A 25,449-nucleotide genomic window follows, 5' to 3' on the forward strand; every position below is an offset into this window, starting at 1 on the left:
GCCGCGCTTTTCGTTGTCTTGATCGCTTTTAACGATGGATTCGGTGGGAAAATCATGGTCAGTCTATCGACTGGTCAACCAGTCAGTGGGTAGGCTACCGGCCATGAGAATCCTTCTTGTCGGAGCGGGCGGCGTCGGGTCCGCCGTCGTGCCGATCGCCGCACGCCGAGATTTCTTCGAACACATCGTGGTCGCCGACTCTCAACAGGACCGGGCCGCCGCCGTCGTGGCCAGGATCGCGGATCCGCGCTTCAGTGCCATCGGGCTGGACGCCTCCGACCGGGCCGGGGTCGAGGCCGCCCTCGCCGAGCACCGCTGCGACGTGCTCTTCAACGCGGTGGACCCCCGCTTCACCATGTCCCTGTTCGAGGCGGCGCTCAACGCCGGCGCCCACTACCTCGACATGGCGATGTCGCTGTCGCGGCCCCACCCGCGCAGGCCGTACGAGCTGACCGGGGTGAAGCTCGGCGACGAGCAGTTCGCCCTCGGCGAGGCCTGGCGCCGGAAGGGCGGGCTGGCGCTGGTCGGCATGGGCGTGGAGCCGGGGCTGGCCGACGTGTTCGCGCGCTACGCCGCCGAGCACCTGTTCGAGACCATCGAGGAGATCGGCGTCCGTGACGGCTCCAACCTGGTGGTCGACGGCTACGACTTCGCGCCGACGTTCTCCATCTGGACGACCATCGAGGAGTGCCTCAACCCGCCGGTGATCTGGGAGAACGGCGACTGGCACACCACCGAGCCGTTCAGCGAGCCCGAGGTGTTCGACTTCCCCGAGGGGATCGGGCCCGTCGAGTGCGTCAACGTCGAGCACGAGGAGGTGCTCCTCGTGCCCCGCTACATCGACGCCAAGCGGGTGACGTTCAAGTACGGCCTGGGCGAGGAGTTCATCGGGGTGCTGAAGACCCTGCACAAGCTCGGCCTGGACAACGCGAACAAGATCAAGGTGGGCGGCGTCGAGGCCTCGCCGCGCGACATGGTCGCGGCCAGCCTCCCCGACCCGGCCACGCTCGGCGACCGGATGCGGGGCAAGACCTGCGCCGGGACCTGGGTGAAGGGCGTGGGCAAGGACGGCGCGCCGCGCGAGGTCTACCTCTACCACGTGGTCGACAACGAGTGGTCGATGCGGGAGTACGGCTGCCAGGCCGTGGTCTGGCAGACGGCCGTGCACCCGGTGGTCGCCCTGGAGCTGCTGGCCACCGGCGTCTGGTCGGGCAGCGGGGTGCTCGGCCCCGAGGCGTTCGACGCGGTGCCCTTCCTGGAGCTGCTCAACGCCTACGGCTCGCCGTGGGGCATGCGCGAGGAGACCGTCAGGACGCTCCTGTCGGCCTGATGCCCACTCCGTGAGCTTACTTCGTAAAGGCCGCCTAGGGTTCCGGCCGTGCCAGCCGGGCGGCCCTGCCCTCCAGGTAGCGCTGCTCGGGGAGGCTGGTGGTGCGGCGCGCGGCCTCCCGGTAGCCGGCGCGGGCGGCCTCGCGGTCACCGGCCGTCTCCAGCAGGTGCGCGCGCACCGCGTGCAGGCGGTGGTGCCCGGCCATCCGGTCGTCGCCCTCCAGGGTCGTGAGCAGGTCGAGCCCGGCCTTCGGGCCCCGCACCATCGCGAGCGCGACGGCGTGGTTGAGCGTGACCATCGGGTTGGGGGCGAGGCGTTCGAGCAGCCGGTACAGCGCGAGGATCTGCGGCCAGTCCGTCTCCTCCGCGCGTACCGCCTCGGCGTGCACCGCGGCGATCGCGGCCTGGAGCTGGTACGGGCCGAGCGGGGCCCGCGCCAGCGCGCCGGTGACGAGCGCCACCCCCTCGGCGATCGACGTCCCGCTCCACAGGCTGCGGTCCTGCTCGGCGAGCGGGATGAGCGCGCCACCGGGCCCGGTGCGTGCCGGCCGCCGGGCGTCGGTGAGCACCATGAGGGCGAGCAGCCCGGTCACCTCGCCGTCGTCGGGCAGCAGCCCGTGAACCGCGCGGGTGAGCCTGATCGCCTCGCCGGTCAGCTCGCGGCGCTGCAGGTCCGGGCCCGAGGTGGCCGTGTAGCCCTCGTTGAAGATCAGATAGAGCACGTGCAGGACCACCCGCAGCCGCTCGGCCCGCTCGGGCTCGGGAGGCAGCGCGAAGGGGATGGCCGTGCTCTTGATCCGCTGCTTGGCCCGGCTGATGCGCTGGGCCATGGTCGCCTCGGGGACGAGGAACGCGTGGGCGATCTGCGCGGTGGTCAGACCGCCGACGGCCCGCAGGGTGAGCGCGATCTGCGAGGCGGGGGTCAGGGCGGGGTGGCAGCACAGGAACAGCAGGGTCAGGGTGTCGTCCTGCCCGCCGGCCTGCTCGGCGTCGGCGGCGGGCGACAGGAGCTCGTCGGCGGGCGCCCGCGCCGCGACCATGTTCTCCCTGCGGCTGCGCGCGTACTCGCTGCGCAGCTCGTCGGTCAGCCTGCGGGACGCGACCGTGATCAGCCAGCCTCGGGGGTTGTCCGGCGGGCCCTGCTCGGGCCACTGCAGGGCGGCGGCCAGCAGCGCCTCCTGCACCGCGTCCTCGCACGCGTCGAAGTGCCCGTAGCGCCGGACGAGCACGCCGAGGACCTGCGGCGCGAGCTCGCGCAGCAGGTCCTCGGCCTCGGCGGAAACGGTCATGCCTCGGTGCCGGCCCCGTCCATGATCGGCCGTACCTCCATCGCGCACAGCCGTGCGTCCGGCCAGCGCGCGGCGATCTCGGCCGCCCGCTCGGGGGTCTCGCAGTCGATCACGCAGTATCCGGCCAGGTGCTCCTTGGCCTCCAGGAACGGCCCGTCCGTGGTCGCGGGGACGCCGTCACGCACCCGCACGGTCCTGGTCTGCGACGGATCGGCCAGCGCCTCCCCGCCGACCCACTCCCCGGAGTCGGCGAGTTCCTTCATGAGGGCGTCGGCCTCGCCCATCAGGCCGTCGAGCTCCTCCTTGGAGAGGGTCTCCCAGATCGCGGTGTTGCTGTAGATCAGCAGCATGTACTTCACGGTCTCGCTCCTCGTGCTCGCGGCACCCGGTGCGGGCGCCTCTCACAGGCATGTCGGAGCGGGGGAGCCGGTCTCGACATCCGTCCGCGCGGGAGGGAGGGTTCTCGCCCCCCGGGGGGTGCGGGTGCCGTTCCCGGCCGTACGGCGGCTCGATTCCGGGCGTGTGGGCGCGCTCCGCTGCTCCGATGCCTCGATGTGGAGAAACTACCGGAGTGGGCCGCTTCGGATGGGCTGCCGGGCGGGACGTCTCAGGCGGGCCGCAGGGTGAGCCGGTTCCGGTGGATCGCCGGGCGGATCGCTTGCGGGGGGCCGTCGGGTGAGCCGGTCTCGTGGCCGGCGCGGGGCCGGCGCGGGGCCCGCGGGCCCGCACCGGCGGTCCGGGGAGGTTCGGCGTCAGGGAAAGTTCAGAAGTTCGGGAAGGTCAGAAGAAGGCCACGCGCCGGGGAAGGGAGCGGGTGTCGTCCTGCTGCGGCAGCAGCGCGTCGGCGCACTCCGGGCAGGCGAAGAGGGCTGTGCCGTCGGGAAGGCGGCCGATCCTGATCCGCGGGCGGGGCCACTTCTTGTGGCAGGCCACGCAGGCGTCGCCCTCACGCTGGGTGCGGGTCAGCCCTTCCGGATCGAAGGTCATCGTGACGTGTGCCGTTCTGGGCGGCCCCCAGTTCATGCTAAATACCTCCAGCGTGGTGACCCCTTGTTTTCTCCCGTGGCTCGGCCGCGGGGAGGACGTCGACACGTTTCCTGTGTTGATCGCGCACTTTCTTATCGGAACCGTTATAACGCGGTCGCAGCCCGTGATCGCTGTGGCGGATGTCAAGCGGGGGTTAAATCACGGCCTACATGCGAGCCGCATAACGGCAAAAGGGACACTCGGCATCAAGCCGGGTGCCCCTTTTGGTGCGTTCTAAACGATCAGACCTCGTTCACGGCCTTCTCCAGGATCGCGAGCCCCTCCTCCAGGAGGTGGTCGGGGATGACCAGCGGCGGCAGGAAGCGCAGCACGTTGCCGTACGTGCCCGCGGTCAGCACGACCAGGCCCTCGGCGTGGCACCTTCTGGCGATCTCGCCCGCCGCCGTGGGGTGCGGCTCCTTGGTGCCGGGGACGACCAGCTCGATGGCGATCATGGCGCCCCGGCCGCGCACGTCGCCGATCATCGGGTTCCGCTCCGCCATGGCGCGCAGCCGGGGGAGCATGGTCTCGCCGATGCGGCGGGCCCTGCCGGTCAGGTCGTCGGCCTCGATGCTCTCCATCACGCCCAGCGCCGCCTCGCAGGCGAGCGGGTTGCCGCCGTAGGTGCCGCCGAGGCCGCCCACGTGGACCCTGTCGAGGATCTCGGCGCGGCCGGTGACGGCGGCCAGCGGCAGGCCGCCCGCGATGCCCTTGGCGGTGACGATGATGTCGGGCACGATGCCCTCGTCCTCGCAGGCGAACAGGTGGCCGGTACGGGAGAAGCCGGTCTGGACCTCGTCGGCGACGAAGACGATGCCGTTGGCGCGGCAGAACTCCAGGATCCTCGGCAGGAAGCCCCTGGCGGGCTCGATGAAGCCGCCCTCGCCCGCGATGGGCTCGATCACCACGGCGGCGACGTTCTCGGCGCCGATCTCCTTGGTGATCTGGTCGATCGCCTGGGCCGCGGCCTCCTCGGCGCAGTTCTCCGGGCCGGTGGGCCAGCGGAACGGGTAGGCCAGCGGCACCCGGTAGACCTCGGGGGCGAACGGGCCGAAGCGGTGCTTGTACGGCATGTTCTTGGCCGTCAGCGTCATCGTCAGCAGGGTACGGCCGTGGTAGCCGTGCTCGAAGACGACGACCGCCTGGCGGCCGGTGGCGTGGCGGGCGACCTTGACCGCGTTCTCCACGGCCTCGGCGCCGCTGTTGAGCAGGAAGGTGCGCTTCTCGTGGTCGCCGGGGGTGATCTCGTTGAGCTTCTCGGCGACCCGCACGTACGACTCGTACGGCGTGACCATGAAGCAGGTGTGGGTGAAGTCCGCCACCTGCCTGCGCACCCGTTCGACGACGCGCGGGGCGGAGTTGCCGGCGCCGGTCACCGCGATGCCGGAGCCGAAGTCGATCAGCGAGTTGCCGTCGGCGTCGACCACGACACCGCCTCCCGCGTGCGTCACGAAGACGGGCAGCGTGGTGCCGATGCCCGGGGGTACGGCGGCCTGCTTGCGCGCGAGCAGCTCGCGGGACCTCGGGCCGGGAATCTCGGTGACGAGGCGGCGCTCCTGCGGAAGCGAGGGGCCGCCCTCGGTGACGGTGCTCATGATGTGAAGCTATGTCGCGAATGCCGGTGTGCCGATGATGCACTATGGCAAAATTGCAGAGAGCATAATAGACATAACGTACAAAATGGGGGTGGTGGTGGCGCCGACGCTGAACACCGTCGTACGACGGCTGCCGCTCGGGCTCGTCGTGCTCGCCGGGCGGGAGGCGCTCGACCGGCCGGTGCGCTGGGTGGCGGTCAGCGAGCTGGAGGACCCCACCCCGTTCCTGGAGGGCGGCGAGCTCGTCCTCACCACGGGCATGCGCCTGGACGCCCGCAACGCCGGTCCCTACGTCGAGCGCCTGGTCGCCAGGGGGGTCGCCGGGCTCGGGTTCGGCGTCGGGCTCGGACACGAGACGATCCCCGAGGCGCTGGTCGAGGCCGCCGCGCGGGCCGGGCTGCCGCTGGTCGAGGTGCCGCGCGACACCCCGTTCGTCGCCATCGGCAAGACGGTCAGCGAGCTGATCGCCGCCGAGCAGTACGACGAGCTCAGCAACGCCTTCGCCGCCCAGGGTCGCCTCACCCGCGCCGCGCTGCGCCCGGAGGGCCCGCGCGCGGTGATCGACCGCCTGGCCCGCGAGCTGGGCGGCTGGGCGATCCTGCTCGACGAGGCGGGGACCGTACGGCACCTGGCGGGCAGGGGCGCGGCGGCGGCCGCCGGAGACCTCGGCCCCGAGCTGGAGCGGCTGAGAAGGATCACGAGCCAGGGCGCTCCCGCGAGCGTGGCCCTCTCCTCGCCCGAGGAGCACGTCATCGTGCGCCCCCTCGGGGCCCGCCGCGTCAGGGGATTCCTCGCCGTCGGCATCGGCCGGTCCTTCACCCCGGTCGCGCACACCGTGGTCAACGCCGCCGCGTCCCTGCTGACGCTCGCCGTCGAGCACGGCGGGGAGCACCTGGCCGCCGAGCGCCGGGTCCGCTCCGCGGTGCTGCGGCTGCTGCTGGCCGGGCAGGCGGACGCCGGGCGCGAGACGCTGGAACGGCTGGGGGAGCGGCTCGACGACGGGCCGCTGGTGGCGGTCGCCTGCGCCGGCGAGCCGGAGGCGCTGCTGGAGGCCGCCGGGAGCGAGTTCGCGGCGGCCGACGGTGACGCCGACGGTGACATCGACGGTGACAGGGTGGTCCTGCTGGTCCCGGCCTCGCGGGCCGGTGCCGTGGCCGCGGCGCTCGGCGAGCACGGCCTCGTCGGCGTCGGTGATCCGGTGGGTCTGGGCGACCTGCGCGCGGGGCTCGACCAGGCCGACCGGGCGCTCGCCGCGGCCGGGCGCGGCACCGCGCGGGTGGTGCGCTTCGCCGACCTGGCGGGTCAGGGACTGCTCTCCCTGCTCGACCCCGGCGTGGCGGAGGCGTTCTCCTCGGCGTTGCTCGCCCCCCTCAGGGCGTACGGCTCGCGCGCGGACCTGCTGGGGTCCCTGCGCGCCTACCTGGACTGCAACGGCCACTGGGACGCGGCGGCGCAGCGGCTCGGGGTGCACCGCCACACCCTGCGCTACCGCATGCGCCGGGTCGCGGAGCTGGTCGGCCGCGACCTCGATGATCCCGCGGTCCGCGCCGAGCTCTGGGTCGCCCTGGCCGTCGCCAGGTGACGGGCGCGCCCGAGTCCCCGGGAGGGGGTCCGTCGGGATGGGGGCGGGACAGGGGTGGTCGGCGGCCCCGTCCGGAGGGCGCCGTCAGGAGCGGTGGCGGTCGACGACCAGGTAGCGGGAGATGACGGCGTAGGTGACCGTGTCGTAGGTGTTGCCGTCGCGCAGGTGCCCGGCACGTTCCAAGCTGATCGCGCCCTGGGCGGCGGCCCACACGGCGTCGGCGATCTTCCTGGGCTGGGTGGGGACGATGTACCCGGCCGAGATGCAGTCGGCGATCACCCGGTCGACGATGTTCAGCGCCGCGCGGGCGAGGGTCCTGGCCCGCTCGCTCGGCATGAAGCCGGGGATCGCGCGCTCGAACATCAGGGCGTAGTAGCCGGGTTCGTTCAGCGCGGCCTCCCGGTAGGCGGGGCCCAGGGCGATGAGGTGCTCCAGCGCGTCCTTGCGCGAAGGGACGGCCTCCAGGCGGCGCCGGAAGCGCTCGAAGCCCTCCAGGTACAGTGCCTCGGCCAGGCCCTCCTTGCTGCCGAACATGGTGTAGATGACGGTCGTCGAGCATCCCGCCTCGGTGGCGATGCGGCGCATCGACAGGCTCTCAGGCCCGACGGTGACCAGCAACTGGCTGGCGACGTCGAGCAGCCTGGCGCGAAGCTGGTCCTGGGACGCCCGTTCACCGATCAGATAGGCACCCTGAAGGCCGCGCGGCGCCGAGGAGGTCATGCGCCCACGCCCTTCCACTCTCATCGTCCAACCGGTGACTTAGCCACGCCCGGGATCCTTCAAACCGGCACCTGTAAGGAATATCCCCGAATACCCCTGTTTTCGTTACAGGGGTTGGGGGCGGGTTTTATGCGGAACGGTGTGCCGCCACGGGGCTGTTGTGCGGAGTGGAGCAAGGCCGCTTCCGCGCCGGTGACATAGCGTCGGAACATGGACGTGCGCCCCTTCTGGCTCGCCGGACGCCCCGCCACGGGCGAGGCCGAGCTCACCGTGACCAACCCGCATGACGGCCGCGTCGTCGCCGTCTGCTCCGTGCCGACCGACGGCCAGGTCGAGGAGGCCGTCGCCGCGGCGGCGGCCGTGCGCAAACAGGCGGCCGCGCTCCCGATCCACGTGCGGGCCGAGGCTCTCGCGCACGTCTCGCGCCGCCTGGCCGAGCGGGCCGACGAGATCGCCGCCCTGATCACCGCCGAGAACGGCAAGCCGATCTTCTGGGCCCGCGGCGAGGTCGCCCGCGCGGTCTCCACCTTCAGGTTCGCGGCCGAGGAGACCCGCCGCCTCGGCGGCGAGACCGTGCGCCTGGACACCGAGGCCGCCTCCGCCGGCCGCCTCGCCTACGTCTCGCGCGTCCCGTACGGCCCGATCCTGGGCATCAGCCCGTTCAACTTCCCGCTCAACCTGGTGGCGCACAAGGTGGCCCCCGCCATCGCCGCCGGGGCCCCGATCGTCCTCAAGCCCGCCCCCGCGACGCCGGTGTCCGCGCTGGTCCTGGGCGAGATCCTGGCCGAGACCGACCTGCCGGAGGGCATGTTCTCCGTGCTCCCGGTGTCCAACGACCGCGCCGCCGCGCTGGTCGAGGACCCGCGCCTGCCGGTCGTCTCCTTCACGGGCTCGGCCCCCGTGGGGTACGCGATCATCGATCGGGTCCCGCGCAAGCACGTGACCCTGGAACTGGGCGGCAACGCCGCCGCGGTCGTGCTCGCCGACGCCGACCTCGACTGGGCCGCCTCGCGGATCGCGCTGTTCTCCAACTACCAGGCAGGTCAGAGCTGCATCGCCGTCCAGCGCGTGATCGTCGAGGAGTCGGTCCACGACGACTTCGTGTCCCGGCTCGTCCCGGCCGTCGAGGCCCTGGTCACCGGTGACCCCGCGGACGAGAAGACGCAGGTCGGCCCGCTCGTGTCGGCCGAGGCCGCCGAGCGCGTGGAGCGATGGGTCGGCGAGGCCGTCTCGGCGGGGGCCCGCCTGCTGACCGGCGGCACCCGCGACGGCGCCACCTTCGCGCCGACCGTGCTCGCCGACGCGCCGGCCGACGCCAAGGTCTCCCGCGAGGAGGTCTTCGGCCCGGTGATGGTCGTCCAAAAGGTGTCGGGGGTGGACGAGGCGTTCGCCGCGGTCAACGACTCCAGGTACGGGCTGCAGGCCGGGGTGTTCACCCGCAGCCTCGACAACGCCTTCCGGGCGAACCGGGAGCTCGAGGTCGGCGGTGTGATCATCGGTGACGTGCCGTCGTACCGTGCCGACCAGATGCCCTACGGAGGGGTGAAGGACTCGGGGGTCGGCCGCGAGGGCCTCCGCTCGGCCATCGCCGACTTCACCTACGAGAAGGTCATGGTGCTCACCGGCCTGACCCTTTAGAACCGGCCGCGCCTCAGCGCCGCCTCCGCGCCGGGGTCACGACGCGGAGGCGGTGGCGTAGAGGGCCTTGGCGGAGGCGCCGAAGTAGGGGCCGTACATGGTGTGGCGGTCGTCGCTGTACTTGAAGCTGCTGACCGAGACGATCGTGCCGCGGCCGGTGGAGGCGTTGAAACCGCTCAGCCACGGGCCTCCGCTGGATCCGGCGGTCATGTCGCAGCGCATGCCCTGGTCGCCGGTCTGCCCGTTCGGGTCGTCGCGCAGCGGGCCCGCGCAGTAGACCAGGTGCTCGCCGTCGTAGGGCGAGTCGGCGGGGAAGCCGAAACCGCTGGCGAGGCGTCCCCGGGGGGCGCCGAAGGCGATGTCCTGGCCGCCGACGGCGTCGCCGAGGTGCTTGCCGCCGCTGGTGTCGACCGCCACCATGCCGATGTCGTGGCTGTCGTCGCCCTCGCGCGACCAGGGGCCCGCGACGAACATGCGGCGCGCGGTGTACTGCCCGTACGGGCGGCGGCCCTGGCTGTAGCCGGGGACGAAGGTCCAGTTGTCGGCCCAGGCGCCGGTGCCGTCCTTGACGCAGTGGCCGGCGGTCACCACCAGGTCCTTGTTGGCGCTCCTGACCGAGCTGGCCGAGCACACGAAGTCGCTGCCCTTGATGGTGAGGAACACCCGCCCCGTGGTGCGCCCCACCGCCCCGCCGGAGGTCCAGCGGGCGCCCGCGGTGCGGGACGCGGCGCCGTGCGGGCTCCGGCGGGGGGTGACCCCCCGCCCGGCGGCGGAGAGCCGCCCGAGCATCCCGGTGACCTTGGCGAGCCGGTCGACGGGGAGCGCCGAGGCCATCCGGCGAGGGGTCCAGTAACCGAGCACGCGCTCCCGCTCCGACGCGGTGAGAGCGGTCGCGTGCCCGACGACGTCCGGCATGCCGGACGTCGCGCCTGTTCTCTGGGTGAGGGGTGTGACGAGGGTCTTCACGGCCCGTTGCCCGGACGTGGTGGCCGACGCGGTGGCCGTCTGCCAGGTGGCCGTCGCGCCGGTCGCCGGGGCGCTCAGCAACCCGGCGACGAGCGGGGCGGCCGCAAGCAGGGGGAGGCTTGAGGTCATGAAACCCGAGTTTGCACTACGAGGGGTGTTCTTGTGATTACTTCTGGTGAATATCAGGGGGCGCCGGTGGTCTGGGCGGCCTCGTAGACGGCCTGCGCCTCGGTCCCGAAGTAGGGGCCGAACATCCAGCCGGTGGCGAAGGCGTACTTGAAGCTGTTCACCGAGTTGAGGGTGCCCAGGCCGGTGCTCTCGTTGAAGTCGAGGAACCAGGGCCCGCCGCTCGACCCGCCGGTCATGTTGCAGTTCAGCCCGATGTCGCGGGACATCAGGAAGTCGTCGAACGCCCGCCCGGCGCAGTAGATCAGCCTGGAGCCGTTGTACGGTGCGGCCGCCGGGTAGCCGAAGGAGTGCATCTGCCGGCGGCGCGCCTGGTTGAAGGAGACGCCCTGGCCGCCGACCACGTCGGTCAGGGACCTGCCGTTCAGCGGGGCCACCACGGCCGAGGCCACGTCGTAGTTGACGTCCTCGCTGTTGTTCCACTGCGGGGTGGTGTAGAGGGTGGTCGCCACCCAGGTGCCGTGCGGCCGGTCGCCGTTCTCGTACCCCGGCACGAACACCCAGTTGCCGTGGAAGGCGCCGCCCATCCGCACGCAGTGCCCCGCGGTGATCACGGTGCTCTTGTTCTCGCTGGTCACCGCGTTCGCCGAGCACGAGGCATTGCGGCCCTGGTAGGTGAAGAACACGCGTCCGGCGGTCTTGACGATCGCCCCGCCGCGGGTCCACGCCGCGCCGGTGGAGGCACGGGCGGCCGCCGAGCCCTTGAGGGCCGTGACGGTGTCGCCGCCGGGCTCGGTCGCGGGGACGGAGACGGGGTCGGCCGCGGCCTGCGCCGCGATCGCCCCGGCGGTGAGCCGGGCGCCGTCCTTCTCGGGGACGAGGGCGGCGAGCGGCTTGGCCGCCTCCATCTTCGCCTCGGTCCAGTAGCGCTGGACGGTCTGCTGCTCCTTCCTGGTGTCGGCCGCCTCCTTCTCGACAGGCTGGGGAACGGCCCGTGCCGAGGTGACGCCGCCCGCGCCCGCCGCGCTCGCTGTGCCCGCCGTGCCCGCCGTGCCCGCTGTGGCGCCCGCGCCGGCGTCCGCCGTGGCGCCGTGCGCGATCGTCGTGGAGAGCAGGGCGCTTCCCGCGATGGCGGTGAGAATAGGGACGAGCCGTGCCTTGCGCCGCATATGTACCTCCCGAGGGCCTGTTGCTGTTCCGGGAAGCTAGTGCGCCGTACGTACGCATTTCTCAGGCTTTACAACTATTGATATGACGAAATTCGGACTTAAATACTGACTTTTATCCCGTGTTCCACGCCTAACAGATTTTCGCCATGATCCAGCCTGATCATGAGGGGTACGGCCCGGTACGGCCGATTCGACAGCGCGGTCCGAGCCGGGAGAATGGGGCGGTGCAGCCAGACACCGTCCGTTCCGTCGTCCTGCTCGGCTCGACCGGGTCCATCGGGACCCAGTCCCTCGACGTCATCGCCCGCAACCCCGGCAGGTTCCGGGTGGCCGCGCTGGCCGCCTACGGCGGCCGGATCGACCTGCTCGCCAGGCAGGCGGCCGAGTTCCGGCCCGACGTGGTCGCCGTCGCCGATCCCTCCGCCGTGCCGGAGCTGCGCGAGGCCCTGACCGCGTACGGGGTGGGCGCGCGTGTGCTGGCCGGGCCCGAGGGGGTGGCGGAGGCCGCCGCCTGGCCCGCCGACGTCGTCCTCAACGGCATCACCGGGGCGCTGGGGCTGACCTCCACGCTGGCCGCGCTGGAGGCCGGCCGGGTGCTCGCGCTCGCCAACAAGGAGTCGCTGATCGTCGGCGGGCCGCTGGTGAAGCGCCTGGCCAAACCCGGCCAGCTGATCCCGGTCGACTCCGAGCACGCCGCGCTGGCCCAGTGCCTGTGGGCCGCGGGGCCCACGGGCCCCGACGCCTCCGCCGTGCGCCGCCTGGTCGTCACCGCGAGCGGCGGGCCCTTTCGCGGCAGGTCGCGCGCGGACCTCGCGGACGTCACCCCCGAGCAGGCCCTCGCCCACCCCACCTGGTCGATGGGGCCGGTCATCACGGTGAATTCCGCCACACTCGTCAACAAGGGCCTTGAGGTCATCGAGGCCCATCTGCTCTTCGACATCGGCTTCGACCGCATCGAGGTCGTCGTCCACCCGCAGTCGGTCATCCACTCGATGGTGGAGTTCGTCGACGGCTCGACCATCGCCCAGGCCAGCCCGCCGGACATGCGCCTGCCCATCGCGCTCGCCCTCGGCTGGCCCGAGCGGGTCGCCGACGCCTCCCCCGCGGTCGACTGGACCACCGCCCACACCTGGACGTTCGAGCCGCTCGACGACGAGGCCTTCCCCGCCGTCGCGCTGGCCCGGCGGGTCGGCGAGGCCGGCGGCACGGCCCCGGCCGTCTACAACGCCGCCAACGAGGTCTGCGTCGAGGCCTTCATGGCCGGGCGCCTGCCGTTCCCCGGCATCGTCGACACCGTGGCGGCGGTGGTCTCCGAGCACACCGTGACCGAGGCCGGTTCGGTGGCCGAGGTCCTCGATGCCGACTCCTGGGCGCGGATACGGGCACGCGAGCTCACTGGGACTGCCTAGACTGATGAGTGTCGTCGACTCTTCAAGGGCTGAAAATGACTTCTGTTGCTCTCGGAATCCCGTCCGTAAGGACCAGGCCGATCGCCGAGCGACGCATATCCCGTCAAATCATGGTCGGCTCCGTCCCCGTGGGCGGGGACGCACCGGTCTCCGTCCAGTCGATGACCACCACGGTCACCGCCGACGTCAACGCGACGCTCCAGCAGATCGCCGAGCTGACCGCCTCGGGCTGCCAGATCGTCCGCGTCGCCGTCCCCTCCCAGGACGACGCCGACGCGCTGCCGATCATCGCCAGGAAGTCGCAGATCCCGGTGATCGCCGACATCCACTTCCAGCCGAAGTACGTCTTCGCCGCGATCGAGGCGGGCTGCGCGGCGGTCCGGGTCAATCCCGGCAACATCAAGAAATTCGACGACAAGGTCGGTGAGATCGCGCGCGCGGCCGGCGAGCGCGGCGTGCCGATCCGGATCGGCGTCAACGCCGGCTCGCTCGACCCCCGCCTCCTGCAGAAGTACGGCAAGGCCACCCCCGAGGCGCTGGTGGAGTCGGCGCTGTGGGAGTGCTCGCTGTTCGAGGAGCACGGCTTCCGCGACATCAAGATCTCCGTCAAGCACAACGACCCGGTCGTGATGGTCCAGGCCTACCGCCTGCTCGCCGCCCGGTGCGACTACCCGCTGCACCTCGGCGTCACCGAGGCGGGCCCGGCCTTCCAGGGCACGATCAAGTCCGCGGTCGCGTTCGGCGCCCTGCTCGCCGAGGGCATCGGCGACACCATCCGCGTGTCGCTGTCGGCTCCTCCGGTCGAGGAGGTCAAGGTCGGCAACCAGATCCTGGAGTCGCTCAACCTGCGCGAGCGCGGCCTGGAGATCGTCTCCTGCCCCTCCTGCGGGCGCGCGCAGGTCGACGTCTACACCCTGGCCGAGCAGGTCCAGGCGGGGCTCGAAGGGCTGAAGGTCCCGCTGCGCGTCGCGGTGATGGGGTGTGTCGTCAACGGCCCCGGCGAGGCCCGCGAGGCCGACCTCGGCGTCGCGAGCGGCAACGGCAAGGGCCAGATCTTCGTCAAGGGCGAGGTCATCAAGACCGTCCCCGAGTCGCAGATCGTGGAGACCCTGATCGAGGAGGCCCTGCGCCTCGCCGAGGAGATGGGCGTGGAGGTCGACCTCGACGACGACGCCCCGGGTCCCCAGGTCGTCGTCAGCTGACCGCTCGCCCGGCCGCTCGATCCTCTGGTCCCTCAGGCCGCCCTGCCGGGCGGCCGGAGGGATTTCCGCCCGCCCCCGGGATCGCTCCGGGGTGCGGGCGGCTCCGTGTGACGGCCTCCCCTCCACCGGATCCGTACCGGGGAGGGCCGGGCCTTTCGCGAGGTCCCCGCGCGTGAGCTGTACCGGGACGGGCCGGCTCTTCCGCGACGCCCCCGCGTGTGACTCGCACCGGGGTGGGCCGGTCCTTTCGTGGCGCCCCCGCGCGGGGCCTTCGCCCGGACCTCGCGTCATTACACTTAGCAATCATCTGACTACACTTTGCCAGGCATTCGGCTGTGTTCCGGATGATCGCGCCGCCCCCGGGAGACCATCGCCTCTGCCGTACGAGTAGGGGGATCACACAGTGAAGAAGAGGGTCGTCGGGATCGCCGCGAGCATCGCGATGCTGGCCGCGGCGGTGGGGGTGCCGCAGGGGGCGGTGGCCCAGGAGAGACAGGAGCTGGTCTGGGGGCCCTGCGAGGGGGCGACCCCGGTGACCGGGGCGGTGCCCGCTCCCGCCGGACGGGTCGACAACCCGATGGAGTGCGCCACCGTGAGGGTGCCGCTCGACTACGCCAACCCGCAGCAGACCATCGGCATCGCCCTGAACCGGATCAGGGGGAAGGCCACCCACGACCGTCTCGGCGCGCTGCTGGTCAACCCGGGTGGTCCCGGGGCGTCGGGCCGGGACCTGGTCAGGGGCGTCGCGGCGGGGCTTCCCGAAGGCCTGGCCGACCGGTTCGACGTGATCGGCTTCGACCCGCGCGGGGTGGGGGCGAGCGAGCCCGCGCTGAGGTGCGTCGACCCCGAGAAGTATTACCAGGCGCCCCGTCCCGACCAGGTGCCGGTCACCAGGCGCGACGAGAGCGTGCTGATCGCCCGGGCCCGCAAGTACGCCCAGGCGTGCGGCGAGCGGTGGAGCTGGATGCTGCCGCACATGACCACCGAGAACTCCGCCAGGGACATGGACGTGATCAGGGCCGCGCTCGGCGAGTCGAAGATCAGCTTCCTGGGTTACTCGTACGGGACCTACCTCGGCGCGGTCTACGCGACGCTCTTCCCCGACCGGCTCAAGCGGCTCGTCCTGGACAGCGTGGTCGACCCGCGCGGCATCTGGTACCGCTCGAACCTCGACCAGAGCATCGCCTTCCAGGACAGGCACGAGGACTTCCTGAAGTGGATCGCCCGCCACAACCCGGTCTACCGGCTCGGCGCCACCGAGAGGGCGGTCTCCTTCGCCTGGAACGCCATGCGGGACCGGCTGGGCGACCGCCCGGCCGGAGGGGTGGTCGGCCCGAGCGAGCTCGACGACGTCTACACCCTGGGCGGTTACTCCGACGCCGTCTGGCCGCAGCTGGCTAAGGCCTTCTCCGCCTACGTCAAGAAGGGCGAGGCGACCCCCCTGGTCAACACCTACCGCAAGCACGCGGTGAACGACGCCAAGGACGAGAACAGCTACGCGGTCTACCTCGCGGTGCAGTGCCGCGACGCCGCCTGGCCGCGCGACTGGGCGCGCTGGCGGGCCGACATGACCAAGGCCAACGCCAAGGCGCCCTTCCTCACCTGGCCCAACGCCTGGTACAACGCGCCGTGCGCGTTCTGGCCGCAGCAGGCGGGCAGGCCCGTGCAGATCCGTGACAACGCCGAGCTGCCGCCGATCCTGCTGATCCAGGGCGAGCGCGACGCCGCCACCCCGTACGCCGGGGCGGTGCGGATGCGCGCCATGTTCCACCGCTCCCGGCTGCTGGCCGTGCCGGGCGGCAACCACGGGGTCGCGCTCAACGGGAACGCCTGCGTCGACCGTCGCCTGGCCGCCTACCTCAGGGAGGGCACCCTTCCCGGCGGTCGCCAGGGCTCCGGCACGCCGGACGCCCGGTGCCCCGGAATTCCCGCGCCCGTACCGGTGGTCGCCCCCGCGACCGTCCGCGTACCCGCCGGGCACACGGCAGGACGAGGTGACCAAAGCAGGTAGATGAGAGGCTCTGTGTTGGTTCCTGCCAAATTCGAGGGGGTCGCGTAGGCTGAGCACGTGATGCTGCGCACAACGGCGTCGCGCGTGCTCGACGACAACGATCGAGACGAGGTCCTGGCGCTTCTCGACACCGACCCCGTCGGCAATGTCTTCGTCGCCTCCAGGGTCCGTTCGGTCGGGCTCAATCCGGCCAGGCTCGGTGGCCAGATGTGGGGGTTCGGGCCGCGCGGCGGCCTGACCTCCATCTGTTACGCCGGGGCGAACCTGGTTCCGGTCAACGCCGGTACGGACGCCGTCTACGCCTTCGCCGATCGCGCGCGCAAGCAGGGCCGCCGCTGTTCCTCGATCGTCGGCCCGGCGGACGCTGTGGAGGTGCTCTGGGAGCGGCTGGAGCCGTACTGGGGGGCCGCCCGCGCGATCCGCTGGGCACAGCCGGTCATGGTGATCGGCGAGCCGTCGCCCGTCCCCGCCGACCCGCTGGTGCGCCGCGTCCGGCCCGACGAGTTCGACATCCTGCTTCCGGCCTGCGTGGCGATGTTCACCGAGGAGGTGGGCGTCTCCCCGGAGCTCGGGGACGGCGGCGCCCTCTACCGGTCCAGGGTCGCCGAGCTGATCAGGATCGGCAGGTCCTACGCCCGCATCGAGGGCGGCAAGGTCGTCTTCAAGGCCGAGATCGGCGCGGTGACGCCGCACGCCTGCCAGATCCAGGGCGTCTGGGTCCACCCCGACATGCGCGGCCGCGGCCACGCGGTGGCGGGGATGGCCGCGGTGATCAAGCACGCGCTCGACTACTTCGCCCCGGTGGTGTCGCTGTACGTCAACGACTACAACGCCCCCGCCAGGGCCGCCTACCGCAGGGCCGGTTTCGTCGAGGTCGGCACCTTCATGTCGGTGCTCTTCTGAGGTCTCTCGCGAGGCCGGGACTCAGGGGCTGCGGACCAGCCGGGTCACGAGGTGCTCCAGCTCCGCCTCCGGATCCGCGGTGAGGCCGGCGTGGACCGGGCCGGTCTGCACGATCGTGCTGCGCGGAGCGGTCAGCCAGCGGAAGCGGCTGCCCAGCGGTTCCTCGGTCAGGGGCCCCGAGTCACTGCCGCAGGAGCGCTGGTAGGCGCCGAGCGCGTGCCGTACCCCGTCGAGGTCCACCCCGGTGTCGAGGGCGCGCAGGCGCGCCTCGTCCAGCTCCACCCGGGCGCACAGGTAGCCGCGGGACTGGCAGTACAGCAGCACGCCGGCGTTGATCAGCTCGCCGCGCTCCACGCGGGGGATGACCCGGATGACCGCGTACTCGTAGACGTCCTTCACCGGTTGTCCTTCCAGAACGCGCCCACCGAGCCGGTCTTCCACTCCTGGTCCTGACGGGGCTCCTGGCCCGAGGGCCGCGGCAGCCAGGTGCGCGGTCCCTGGGCGCGGGCCAGCAGGTGCTCGACGTACGCCTGCCGCACGGCCTGCGCCCCGTCGAACCCCGGCTCGTCCTCCAGCCACTCGTCGGGGACCTCGTCCACCACCCCGTCGAGCAGGTCCCTGGTGATCAGCTCGCTGAGCTCGGCGTCGGCCTCGGGCATCCGGGTGGCGAAGGGCGCCATCACGTGGTCGCCCGCGTCGAAGTCGCGCAACGGGTTGGCCGAGGGCCAGTTGTGGTGGAACCAGAGCGCCGCGCCGTGGTCGATCAGCCAGGTGTCGCCGTGCCACAGGAGCAGGTTCGGGTTGCGCCAGCTCCGGTCGACGTTGTGGATCAGCGCGTCGAACCAGAGCAGGCGGGAGGCGAACCCGGCCTCGGGGGACCAGGCCAGTGGCTCGAAGCCCAGCGCGCCCGGCAGGAAGTCGACCGCCAGGTTGTTGCCCTCGCTGGCCTTGAGCAGGTCCTGGATCTCCTCGTCGGGCTCGCGGGCGCCGAGCTGCGGATCCACGTCGATCACCTTCAGCTCGGGCGTACGGAATCCCAGGCGCCGGGCCAGCCCGGCGGACACGACCTCCGCGACCAGGACCCGGCGACCCTGCCCGGCACCGCGGAACTTCACGACGTAGGTGCCGAGGTCGTCCGCCTCCATGATCCCGGGCAGCGAGCCGCCCTCGCGCAGCGGCGTCACGTAACGGGTGGCTTTGATCGCTTCAAGCACCTCGCCAGGCTACCGGGTCGGCTCGCGCCTCCCGTCCAGGCGGGGGGCGGTCCGCAGGGGGCGGGAGGCGGAGGGAAGGGGTCGGGGGAAGGAGGGCGGTCCGTGCGGGGCGGGAGATGGGAAAAGGGCCGGGGAAGGAAGGCGAGGAGAAAACGGCACGGTGGGCCGGAAGAAAAGGCGGCCGCGTATTCGGGGGATGTGTTGTGTCTTGCCCTGACCTGAGCATCACATGAGTGTCACGGTGAGGAAGACAAGACCTTCATTCCCGTTGACTGTCGGCGATGCTTCTTCTTGAGTGAGAAGGGTGGCGGCGAGGGGAGGCTCGCGTGCCGTATGCGCAGCCGCTCAAAACGGGGGATCCGGCGGCGCTCGGTGAGTACGAGATCATCGGGCGTCTCGGAGAGGGTGGGCAGGGGGTGGTCTACGTCGGGGTGCGCCCCGACACCGGCTCCGAGCCCTACGCGGTCAAGCTTCTGCACGGTTCTGTGGGGGAGGACCCCGAGGTCTTCCTGCGCGAGGTGGAGCTGGCGAAGCAGGTGGCCCGGTTCTGCACGGCCCAGGTGATCGACGCCGGGCTGGACGGCGACCGCCCCTACATCGTCAGCGAGTACGTCGACGGCCCGTCGCTCCACCGCGAGGTCGCGGTCAGCGGGCCCCGCGAGGGAGGCAGGCTGGAGCGCCTGGCCATCGGCACGGCCACCGCGCTGGCGGCCATCCACCGGGCCGGGATCGTGCACCGCGACTTCAAGCCGCAGAACGTGCTGCTCGGTCCCGACGGGCCGAGGGTCATCGACTTCGGGCTGGCCAGGGCGCTGGACGCCGCGGCCACCCAGAGCGGGCGCGGCGCGGGCACCCCCGCCTACATGGCGCCCGAGCAGGTGGAGGGCGCCGAGATCAACCCGGCGGCCGACGTCTTCGCCTGGGGCGCCACGATGTGCTTCGCCGCCAACGCCCACGCGCCCTTCGGGCAGGACTCGATCGCGGCCGTCCTGAACCGGATCCTCACCGCGGCCCCGCAACTGGGCCGTCTCGACGGGCTGCTCGGCGCGCTGGTGGTCGACTGCCTGGACAAGAATCCCCGCAACCGCCCCACCAGCAGGGAGCTGCTGCTCGCGCTGCTCGGTGACGACGGGGGCCGGTCGGTGGCCGAGTCCAGGTTCTCGCCGGTGCCGGGATTCCCGCCCGCGCCCGGCGGGCCCGACGCCTCCGGCACTCCGGTCTCCTCCGGCCCTTCGGCTCTCTCCGGCCCTTCGGCTTTCTCCGCTCAGCCCGGTGTCACGGGCCTTTCCGGCAGGCGGGGTGCGACGGGGACCGGTTGGCGGGCCGGGCTCGGCGGGACCGGTGAACCGGGCGGCGCGTCCTCGGCGGGCGCGCCGCCCGGCGGGCGCGCGTTCCCCGCAGGGGGCGAGGACTTCGACGAGCCCAGGACCCACCCCGGGCAGGCGGCCACCAGGGCCTCGGTCGCGGTCTCCGGTGCGCTGCTCATCAGCGCCGCCGTGCTGGTGGGAGTCCTGGTCCCGGCGCTGAGCGGCGTCGCGCCGGGCGGCGCGCCCGTCCCGCCGGTCGTCCCTGCGGTGGAGTCCACCCCCCAGGACGACACCACGTCGCACGAGGGCAGGGCGAGCGCTCCGATCAAACCGCTCCCGAACCCGCCGACGGTCCCGGCCAAGCCCCCGCGCGCGGAGGGCGTCAAATCCTCCCCCCTGCCGCCCCCCGCCGCCACGGTGGTCGTGCCCGCGCTCGTCGGGCTGGATCGTTCCGAGGCGGCGCGTCTGATCAAGCAGGCCGGGCTGGTCACCGGGGCCGTCAGGGCGGTCAGCTCCGACCGGCCGCTCGGTGAGGTGCTCGCGAGCAGCCCGGCGCCGGGGACCGCGCTGCCGAAGAGGGGCAGGGTCGACCTGCGGGTCTCCGGTGGCACCCAGGTGCCCATGCTGGTCGGCCTCGCCAGGAGAGCGGCCCAGGCGGCGCTGGCCCGGGCAGGGCTGGCCGCCGGCGGGGTCAGCACGCGCTGCTCCGAACAGCCGGCCGGGCGGGTGCTCGCCAGCACCCCCGGCGCGGGCAAGCGTGTCTCCCCGGGGAGCGCGGTGGAGCTCGTCGTCTCCAGGCACGGTGTCCCGGTGCCACCGGTCGCCGGCCAGAGCGCGACCGACGCCTCCAACACCCTCGGTGGGGCGGGGTTCGCCGTACGGACGCGGGCGCGGCTGGTCACCGGTGCGGGCCAGGACGGAGTGGTGCTGGCGCAGAGCATCGCGCCCGGCACCTGCGCCAGGCCCGGTGCGACGATCGTGATCACGGTCGGTGTCGGGGGCCAGAGCGGACCCGGACCGGGGCCGGGGGAGAGCACCGAGCCTCCCGATCCCACGGTCCCGCCGGTGCCCGTTCCCGGGGAGGCCGCCCCTTCCGGATGAGACGTCCGGGGTGACCGGACGCGAGGAGGGGTGCTTCGGAATCAGAAGGAGGCCAGCACGAAGGCCAGGAGGGTCTTCCTGACCTCTTCCTCGGGAAGTTCGATCGTCTTGACCACCGACTGGAGCGAGCCGAGTACGGCCCAGGCCCAGATCCGGCGGGCGGGGTCCGGGTCGGGCCCGGCCAGGCGGTGGTAGATCGCGTCGCGGAAGGCGCGGATGGCCTCGCCGGGGGAACCGGGGGGCGCGTCGTCGGCGCCGCTGATGTCCTCCATGATCAGCCGGATGATCGCCCGATGCCTGACCGTGAAGGTCACCAGGGCCTCGACGAAGGCGCGGTCGTCGTCGAAGCCGTCTTCGATCAGGGCCACGATGTCCTGGCCGGCGGGTGCGATCAGCTCCGTGGCCAGGCGGTCCTTGGGATGGAAGTGGTAGGCGACGGCCGTCTTCGTCAGGCCGACGGCGGAGGCGATGTCGGCGAGCGAGGTCGCCGCGTAGCCGCGTTCGGCGAACAGCTGGCGGGCGGCGTCGAGGATCCGCTCCCGCGTGTCGTGCCCGTGCTCGAGTGTGGTCATCGTCTCAGTCCCACGCCGCCTAGAGCATTTCCGAATTTGTCCCCCTACTCTTATACCGTAGGTTCTGTACGAGCGTACAGTACGGCTTTTCAGGACGTTTGACACTCTAAAGCGGGGCGGTCACCGATGTCTGGTTTGCTGGGGCGGCTGGGAAGCTGGTGCGCGCGGCACGGCAAGGTCGTGCTGGCCCTGTGGGTGGTCGCGGCGGCGCTGCTGACAGCGGGATCGGTGTTCTTCCCCGGCCCGGTCAGCAACGACGTCAGCATTCCCGGCACCGACGCCCAGCGGGCCGTCGACCTGATGAAGGACGGCTTCGGCCCCGGCTACGGGGTGGGGAGCTCGGCCCAGATCGTCCTCTACTCGCCCGACGGCCCCCTCATCTCCGAGGACAGGAAGCGCGCGGTGGAGCGCGCCGTGGACCGGATCCGCGAGGTGCCGCACGTGGTGGAGGTGAAATCCCCCTACCAGGTGGGCGGCCTCGCCCCCAGCCTGGAGATCGGCATCATCGCGGTCAAGCTGGAGGGGAACGACACCACCAAGCTGCCTGAGACCACCAGGCTCCTCTCCGAGGCGGCCGAACCCGCACGGGCGGCGGGCATCGAGGCGGTGCCCGCCGCCTCGGGCAGCCCGGCGGACAAGGAGATCAAGACGGGGACCAGCGAGATCATCGGCGTGTTCTGCGCGCTGCTGGTGCTGCTGCTCGCGTTCGGCACCCTGGTCGCCGCGATGATCCCGATCTTCACCGCGTTGATCAGCATCGCGACCGGGCTCGGCGTGGTGAGCCTGCTCGGCCACGTCGTGGACGTGCCCAAGCAGGCGTCGATCATGGCGACGATGATCGGCCTCGGTGTCGGCATCGACTACGCGCTCTTCCTGCTCAGCAGGCACCGCAAGCTGCTGGCCGACGGCCTGCCGGTCCGCGAGGCGGTCCGCCGGGTGGTCGCCGGCTCCGGCGGCGCGGTGGTGTTCGCCGGGGGCACCGTGATCATCGCGCTCAGCGCGCTCATGCTCGCGGGCTTCCCCCTGCTGCAGACGCTCGGCTGGATCACCGGCATCTCGGTCGTCTGCGCGGTGTTCACCTCGGTCACGCTGGTCCCCGCGCTGCTCGGCCTGCTCGGGCACCGGGTCAACGCGTTGCGCCTGCCGTTCACGGGACGGCGGGGCAGTCACGGCTCCTCCGGCTGGGCCTCGCTGGGCAACTGGGTGGCCCGGCGGCCGTGGAGCGTGCTCGCGCTCAGCGTCGCCCTCCTGGGCGCGCTGGCCGCACCCGCGCTCGCCCTCAAGCTGGGCCCGCTCGACAACGGCTACGCCGACCGCGGCACCGACACGCGGCGCTCCTACGAGCTCCTGCAGGCCGGGTTCGGGCCCGGCATGAACGGCCCTCTCGTCGTGGTGGCGGACCTGGACACCAGGGTCGTCGACCGGGAGCCGAGCCCGGCCGTGCTGCGGAACCTGAAGGATCGCGTCGCGGACGTCGAGGGAGTGGTCCACGTCGGCGACCCGGTCCTCAACAGGGGCGGTACGGCGGCGCTGGTGCAGGCGATCCCCGCCTACGCCCCCGGCGACCCCCGGGCGCTCGAGGTGGTCAGGGCGGTGCGCGCGCTCGACGTCGAGGGAGCCCAGGTGCACGTGGGCGGGCAGGTCGCCGGCATGGCCGACGCCGGTGACAGGATCGCCGGACGTACGCCCCTGGTCGTCGGCGTCGTGGTCCTGCTGAGCGCGCTGCTGCTGCTCCTGGCGTTCCGCTCGCCGGTCGTCGCGATCAAGGCCGCGCTGATGAACCTGGTCTCCCTCGGCGCCGCGTTCGGCGCGCTCTCGCTGGTCTTCTCCCTGGGACTGGGCAGCCGCCTGGTCGGCATGGACCCGCCGGTCAGCGCGGACGGCTCCTACCTGAGCACGGTGTTCTTCACGGTGCCGATCGACAGCTACATCCCGCTGATGCTGTTCGCGATCCTGTTCGGCCTGTCGATGGACTACGAGGTCTTCCTGCTCACCGCCGTGCGGCAGGCGTACCTGAAGCACGGCGACAACCGCAGGGCGGTGGCCGAGGGGCTGGGGTCGACCGGCAGGGTCATCACCTCCGCCGCCCTGATCATGGTCGCGGTCTTCGTCGCGTTCGTCGCCTACCCCGATCCCATGGTCAAGATCTTCGGCGTCGGCCTGGCGGTGGCCATCGCGGTGGACGCCACGATCATCCGGGGCCTGCTGGTCCCGGCGACCATGGCCCTGCTCGGCAGGGCCAACTGGTGGTGCCCCGCCTGGCTGGACCGCATCCTGCCCGACCTATCCGTCGAGGGCCACGAGGAGGACGAGGAGAGGCCGGAGAGGCCGGAGGAGCCGCGCAGGGAACTCGTCGGCGCCGGCCGCGGCTGACGGGAGCGGGCGTCCGCCCCGTGCCGCGGGGAACGCCGGCCGGTGTCCCAGTCGCTTCCAAGTCCTCCCCAAGCGGCCTCCGCCATGCTCTCGCCCGGGAAGCGAGTTTGGGGAGAGTACGAAGATGTGGGGAAGAATCAGCGCCGTCGCCGGCCTGGTGCTGGCGAGCACGCTGGCCCTGCCGGGCACCGCGGTGGCGAAGCCGAAGGAGGTCGACGTCCCTGTCGGGACGTGGCTGGCGGCCAGGACGCATCCGGCGGTCCAGCTGACCTCGGTGTCCTACACGGCCGACGTGGCCGTGCCGACGCCCGAGGCGAACCTGGAGGCGATCAGGACCCTGACCCAGCAGGGGGTCAACGCCGTGCAGAGCGGCAAGATCTCCTCCGACGAGAACAGCATCTACCGCTGGGTCGTCCAGCAGATGGCCAAGGACCCGGGCCGTTACTTCTCGCCCGGCGGGCGGGAGCGGGTCGTCGAGGCGACGGCGGGCGGGCTGTGCACCGGCTGGTGGGTCACGCCGGACGGCTACATGGTCACCGCGGCGCACTGCGTCGGCCAGGAGGAGACCGAGCTGGCACGGACCTTCGCGGCCCAGGCCCTCACGAAGATCAACGAGAAGGACGCCGCCGACCTGGTCGCCGACCTCGGTGAGATCGCCTCCGACGAGGAGATCCTCAGGACGGCGACGAAGATCTTCCAGGTCTGGAACGCGGACAACATCAAGATCCGCAACGTCAAGAGCTCGCTCTCGCTGTTGCAGAGCCTGCCGGGCGGTGGTGTCGACAAGACCACCAAGACGGTGCCGATCGAGCTGGTCGCCAAGGGCACCGTCTACCCGGGCAAGGACGTCGCGATCCTCAAGGCCAACGGGCAGAGCAACCTGCCGACCGTGCCGCTGGGCGAGGACTCCGACGTGCGCGTCGGCGACACCCTGTACATCAGCGGATTCCCCGGTACGGTGACGCAGACCTCGATCTTCAACCTGGAGTCCAAGCTTGATCCGGCGTTCACCGAGGGCCCCTACAACGCCGCCCGCCAGACCCCCGAGGGGGTGCCGTACATCCAGACCCAGGCGCCCTCGTACCCGGGCAACTCGGGCGGTCCGGTGTTCAGCAAGGATGGCAGGGTCATCGGCATCCTCGTCGGCGGCCTGATCCAGCAGGACGGCGGCTCCACCGAGGGTGAGAGCTTCGTGCTGCCGGTCAGCATCGTCAAGGAGAAGCTGAACGAGAAGAACATCAAGCCGGCCGAGTCGTCGACGACGAAGGCCTACAACGAGGCGCTCGACCTGTTCTTCCAGAACCGGTACTCCGACGCGCTGCCCAAGTTCCGCGAGACGCAGGCGCTGCAGCCGAACCACCCGTACGTCGCCAAGTACATCAGCGACTCCCAGCAGGCCATCACCGCAGGCAAGGACGAGAGCGGCACGCCGATCCTGCCGTGGCTGCTGTGGGGTGGCGGCGGACTGATCGCCCTGTTCGTGATCGGTACGATCGCCTCGGTCGCCAGGGGCAGGCGCCGTGCCAGGGTGCCGGCCTCGTTCCCGCCCGTTCCGTACGGTGCGCAGCCCGGCCACCCGGCGCACGGCGGCCAGTACGGCCCGCCGCACTACGGGCAGCAGGGACAGCCGTACGGTGCGCCGCAGCAGTACCAGCAGCGGGCGCCCTACCCGCTCCCGGCCGCGCCCGAGGACACCCGGGCGGTCCACCCGCCCTTGCCCTACGGCCCGCCGCAGCCCCAGCGGGGCCCGGGGGGTTCCGGAAGGCCGGGAGGTCCGGGGGGTCCGGGGGCCAACACCCGGATCGCCGGGCTGGAGGCGGAGCTGGAGCAGCTGCGCCGGACCATGGGGCGCCCGCCCGAGCAGCGCTGAGCACTCTCGCCCCGCCGAGGCCGGGACGGCTCCCCTCAAGGGGCCGG

20 protein-coding genes are annotated in these 25,449 nt (G+C 72.0%); 10 read left to right on the forward strand and 10 right to left on the reverse strand.

Translation table 11 applies throughout. From position 1 onward, the window contains the following. The first annotated feature begins 103 nt into the window (after positions 1–103). Positions 104–1,330 carry a saccharopine dehydrogenase family protein gene (locus tag ACTOQ2_RS10080; RefSeq protein ID WP_440099389.1) on the forward strand — a complete coding sequence of 409 codons (1,227 nt, stop codon included), beginning with the start codon at positions 104–106 and terminating at the stop codon, positions 1,328–1,330. A 34-nt stretch (positions 1,331–1,364) separates the two neighbouring features. Here ACTOQ2_RS10080 and ACTOQ2_RS10085 read toward each other — a convergent pair whose 3' ends face one another. From ACTOQ2_RS10085 to gabT, 4 genes are all read right to left on the reverse strand, one after another. Continuing rightward, complete coding sequence (locus tag ACTOQ2_RS10085; RefSeq protein WP_440099390.1) at positions 1,365–2,618, reverse strand: RNA polymerase sigma factor; 1,254 nt, start codon at positions 2,616–2,618, stop codon at positions 1,365–1,367. Then, entirely contained in the window at positions 2,615–2,968 is a 354-nt protein-coding gene (locus ACTOQ2_RS10090; protein ID WP_362834476.1) for a YciI family protein, read from the reverse strand. Before ACTOQ2_RS10090 ends, ACTOQ2_RS10085 begins: the two co-directional genes overlap by 4 nt. Positions 2,969–3,398: 430 nt before the next feature. Next, complete coding sequence (locus ACTOQ2_RS10095) at positions 3,399–3,641, reverse strand: hypothetical protein (RefSeq protein WP_344920498.1); 243 nt, start codon at positions 3,639–3,641, stop codon at positions 3,399–3,401. 245 nt (positions 3,642–3,886) lie between these two features. Then, positions 3,887–5,239 carry a 4-aminobutyrate--2-oxoglutarate transaminase gene (gabT, locus tag ACTOQ2_RS10100; RefSeq protein ID WP_440099391.1) on the reverse strand — a complete coding sequence of 451 codons (1,353 nt, stop codon included), beginning with the start codon at positions 5,237–5,239 and terminating at the stop codon, positions 3,887–3,889. Positions 5,240–5,324: 85 nt separating this feature from the next. On the opposite strand from gabT, the gene ACTOQ2_RS10105 reads away from it, so the two are divergent. Further along, positions 5,325–6,821: a PucR family transcriptional regulator gene (locus tag ACTOQ2_RS10105; RefSeq protein WP_440099392.1), complete on the forward strand. Its 1,497-nt coding sequence runs from the start codon at positions 5,325–5,327 to the stop codon at positions 6,819–6,821. Positions 6,822–6,905: 84 nt separating this feature from the next. Here the strand turns inward: ACTOQ2_RS10105 and ACTOQ2_RS10110 are convergent, their stop codons facing one another. After that, on the reverse strand, positions 6,906–7,541 hold the full coding sequence (locus ACTOQ2_RS10110; RefSeq protein ID WP_440099393.1) for a TetR/AcrR family transcriptional regulator: 636 nt from the start codon (positions 7,539–7,541) through the stop codon (positions 6,906–6,908). 210 nt (positions 7,542–7,751) lie between these two features. On the opposite strand from ACTOQ2_RS10110, the gene ACTOQ2_RS10115 reads away from it, so the two are divergent. Beyond that, the gene (locus ACTOQ2_RS10115; RefSeq protein ID WP_440099394.1) at positions 7,752–9,179 is read left to right on the forward strand and encodes an aldehyde dehydrogenase family protein; all 1,428 of its coding nucleotides are present in this window, start codon (positions 7,752–7,754) and stop codon (positions 9,177–9,179) included. Between the two features lie 36 nt (positions 9,180–9,215). On the opposite strand, the gene ACTOQ2_RS10120 is transcribed toward ACTOQ2_RS10115, so the two are convergent. Then, the gene (locus tag ACTOQ2_RS10120) at positions 9,216–10,274 is read right to left on the reverse strand and encodes a trypsin-like serine peptidase (protein WP_440099395.1); all 1,059 of its coding nucleotides are present in this window, start codon (positions 10,272–10,274) and stop codon (positions 9,216–9,218) included. 53 nt (positions 10,275–10,327) lie between these two features. Continuing rightward, entirely contained in the window at positions 10,328–11,440 is a 1,113-nt protein-coding gene (locus ACTOQ2_RS10125; protein WP_440099396.1) for a trypsin-like serine peptidase, read from the reverse strand. 224 nt (positions 11,441–11,664) lie between these two features. Between ACTOQ2_RS10125 and dxr the strand changes: the two genes are divergently transcribed. The 4 genes from dxr (at position 11,665) to ACTOQ2_RS10145 (ending at position 16,965) form a co-directional block, all read left to right on the forward strand. Next, positions 11,665–12,849, forward strand: coding sequence for a 1-deoxy-D-xylulose-5-phosphate reductoisomerase (dxr, locus tag ACTOQ2_RS10130; RefSeq protein WP_440082923.1), 1,185 nt, complete (start codon positions 11,665–11,667; stop codon positions 12,847–12,849). Positions 12,850–12,884: 35 nt separating this feature from the next. Next, positions 12,885–14,051, forward strand: coding sequence for a flavodoxin-dependent (E)-4-hydroxy-3-methylbut-2-enyl-diphosphate synthase (ispG, locus tag ACTOQ2_RS10135; RefSeq protein ID WP_362834450.1), 1,167 nt, complete (start codon positions 12,885–12,887; stop codon positions 14,049–14,051). Positions 14,052–14,454: 403 nt separating this feature from the next. Continuing rightward, a complete protein-coding gene (locus ACTOQ2_RS10140) occupies positions 14,455–16,062 on the forward strand; it encodes an alpha/beta hydrolase (RefSeq protein WP_440099397.1) in 1,608 nt (535 codons plus the stop codon). A 60-nt stretch (positions 16,063–16,122) separates the two neighbouring features. Continuing rightward, positions 16,123–16,965: a GNAT family N-acetyltransferase gene (locus tag ACTOQ2_RS10145; RefSeq protein ID WP_440071148.1), complete on the forward strand. Its 843-nt coding sequence runs from the start codon at positions 16,123–16,125 to the stop codon at positions 16,963–16,965. Between the two features lie 21 nt (positions 16,966–16,986). Here ACTOQ2_RS10145 and ACTOQ2_RS10150 read toward each other — a convergent pair whose 3' ends face one another. Both ACTOQ2_RS10150 and ACTOQ2_RS10155 read right to left on the reverse strand, forming a co-directional pair. Then, a complete protein-coding gene (locus ACTOQ2_RS10150; protein WP_440099398.1) occupies positions 16,987–17,364 on the reverse strand; it encodes a DUF3037 domain-containing protein in 378 nt (125 codons plus the stop codon). Continuing rightward, positions 17,361–18,179 carry a HipA family kinase gene (locus ACTOQ2_RS10155; protein ID WP_440099399.1) on the reverse strand — a complete coding sequence of 273 codons (819 nt, stop codon included), beginning with the start codon at positions 18,177–18,179 and terminating at the stop codon, positions 17,361–17,363. The genes ACTOQ2_RS10150 and ACTOQ2_RS10155 overlap by 4 nt, the downstream gene beginning before the upstream one ends. 326 nt (positions 18,180–18,505) lie before the next feature. Here ACTOQ2_RS10155 and ACTOQ2_RS10160 point away from each other — a divergent pair, with 326 nt between their 5' ends. Further along, positions 18,506–20,587 (forward strand): protein kinase domain-containing protein, encoded by a 2,082-nt coding sequence (locus tag ACTOQ2_RS10160; protein WP_440099400.1) that lies wholly within the window; start codon positions 18,506–18,508, stop codon positions 20,585–20,587. A gap of 41 nt (positions 20,588–20,628) precedes the next feature. Here the strand turns inward: ACTOQ2_RS10160 and ACTOQ2_RS10165 are convergent, their stop codons facing one another. Then, complete coding sequence (locus ACTOQ2_RS10165; RefSeq protein WP_440099401.1) at positions 20,629–21,159, reverse strand: TetR/AcrR family transcriptional regulator; 531 nt, start codon at positions 21,157–21,159, stop codon at positions 20,629–20,631. 126 nt (positions 21,160–21,285) lie between these two features. Between ACTOQ2_RS10165 and ACTOQ2_RS10170 the strand changes: the two genes are divergently transcribed. Further along, positions 21,286–23,532, forward strand: coding sequence for an MMPL family transporter (locus tag ACTOQ2_RS10170; protein WP_440099402.1), 2,247 nt, complete (start codon positions 21,286–21,288; stop codon positions 23,530–23,532). A 124-nt stretch (positions 23,533–23,656) separates the two neighbouring features. Continuing rightward, positions 23,657–25,402: a trypsin-like peptidase domain-containing protein gene (locus tag ACTOQ2_RS10175; RefSeq protein WP_440099403.1), complete on the forward strand. Its 1,746-nt coding sequence runs from the start codon at positions 23,657–23,659 to the stop codon at positions 25,400–25,402. The last annotated feature ends 47 nt before the right edge of the window (positions 25,403–25,449 follow it).

It is taken from the genome of Streptosporangium sp. H16 (assembly GCF_051918855.1).
Taxonomy (GTDB): Bacteria; Actinomycetota; Actinomycetes; order Streptosporangiales; family Streptosporangiaceae; genus Streptosporangium.

Bases quoted from the DNA above. Each gene is read 5' to 3' on its own strand.
- ACTOQ2_RS10090 (WP_362834476.1), bottom strand. From the start codon at position 2,968: ATGCTGCTGATCTACAGCAACACCGCGATCTGGGAGACCCTCTCCAAG.
- ACTOQ2_RS10125 (WP_440099396.1), bottom strand. From the start codon at position 11,440: ATGCGGCGCAAGGCACGGCTCGTCCCTATTCTCACCGCCATCGCGGGA.
- ACTOQ2_RS10080 (WP_440099389.1), top strand. From the start codon at position 104: ATGAGAATCCTTCTTGTCGGAGCGGGCGGCGTCGGGTCCGCCGTCGTG.
- ACTOQ2_RS10170 (WP_440099402.1), top strand. From the start codon at position 21,286: ATGTCTGGTTTGCTGGGGCGGCTGGGAAGCTGGTGCGCGCGGCACGGC.
- ACTOQ2_RS10085 (WP_440099390.1), bottom strand. From the start codon at position 2,618: ATGACCGTTTCCGCCGAGGCCGAGGACCTGCTGCGCGAGCTCGCGCCG.
- ACTOQ2_RS10175 (WP_440099403.1), top strand. From the start codon at position 23,657: ATGTGGGGAAGAATCAGCGCCGTCGCCGGCCTGGTGCTGGCGAGCACG.
- ACTOQ2_RS10145 (WP_440071148.1), top strand. From the start codon at position 16,123: ATGCTGCGCACAACGGCGTCGCGCGTGCTCGACGACAACGATCGAGAC.
- ACTOQ2_RS10165 (WP_440099401.1), bottom strand. From the start codon at position 21,159: ATGACCACACTCGAGCACGGGCACGACACGCGGGAGCGGATCCTCGAC.
- ACTOQ2_RS10105 (WP_440099392.1), top strand. From the start codon at position 5,325: ATGGGGGTGGTGGTGGCGCCGACGCTGAACACCGTCGTACGACGGCTG.
- ispG (WP_362834450.1), top strand. From the start codon at position 12,885: ATGACTTCTGTTGCTCTCGGAATCCCGTCCGTAAGGACCAGGCCGATC.
- gabT (WP_440099391.1), bottom strand. From the start codon at position 5,239: ATGAGCACCGTCACCGAGGGCGGCCCCTCGCTTCCGCAGGAGCGCCGC.
- ACTOQ2_RS10110 (WP_440099393.1), bottom strand. From the start codon at position 7,541: ATGACCTCCTCGGCGCCGCGCGGCCTTCAGGGTGCCTATCTGATCGGT.
- ACTOQ2_RS10120 (WP_440099395.1), bottom strand. From the start codon at position 10,274: ATGACCTCAAGCCTCCCCCTGCTTGCGGCCGCCCCGCTCGTCGCCGGG.
- ACTOQ2_RS10115 (WP_440099394.1), top strand. From the start codon at position 7,752: ATGGACGTGCGCCCCTTCTGGCTCGCCGGACGCCCCGCCACGGGCGAG.
- ACTOQ2_RS10095 (WP_344920498.1), bottom strand. From the start codon at position 3,641: ATGAACTGGGGGCCGCCCAGAACGGCACACGTCACGATGACCTTCGAT.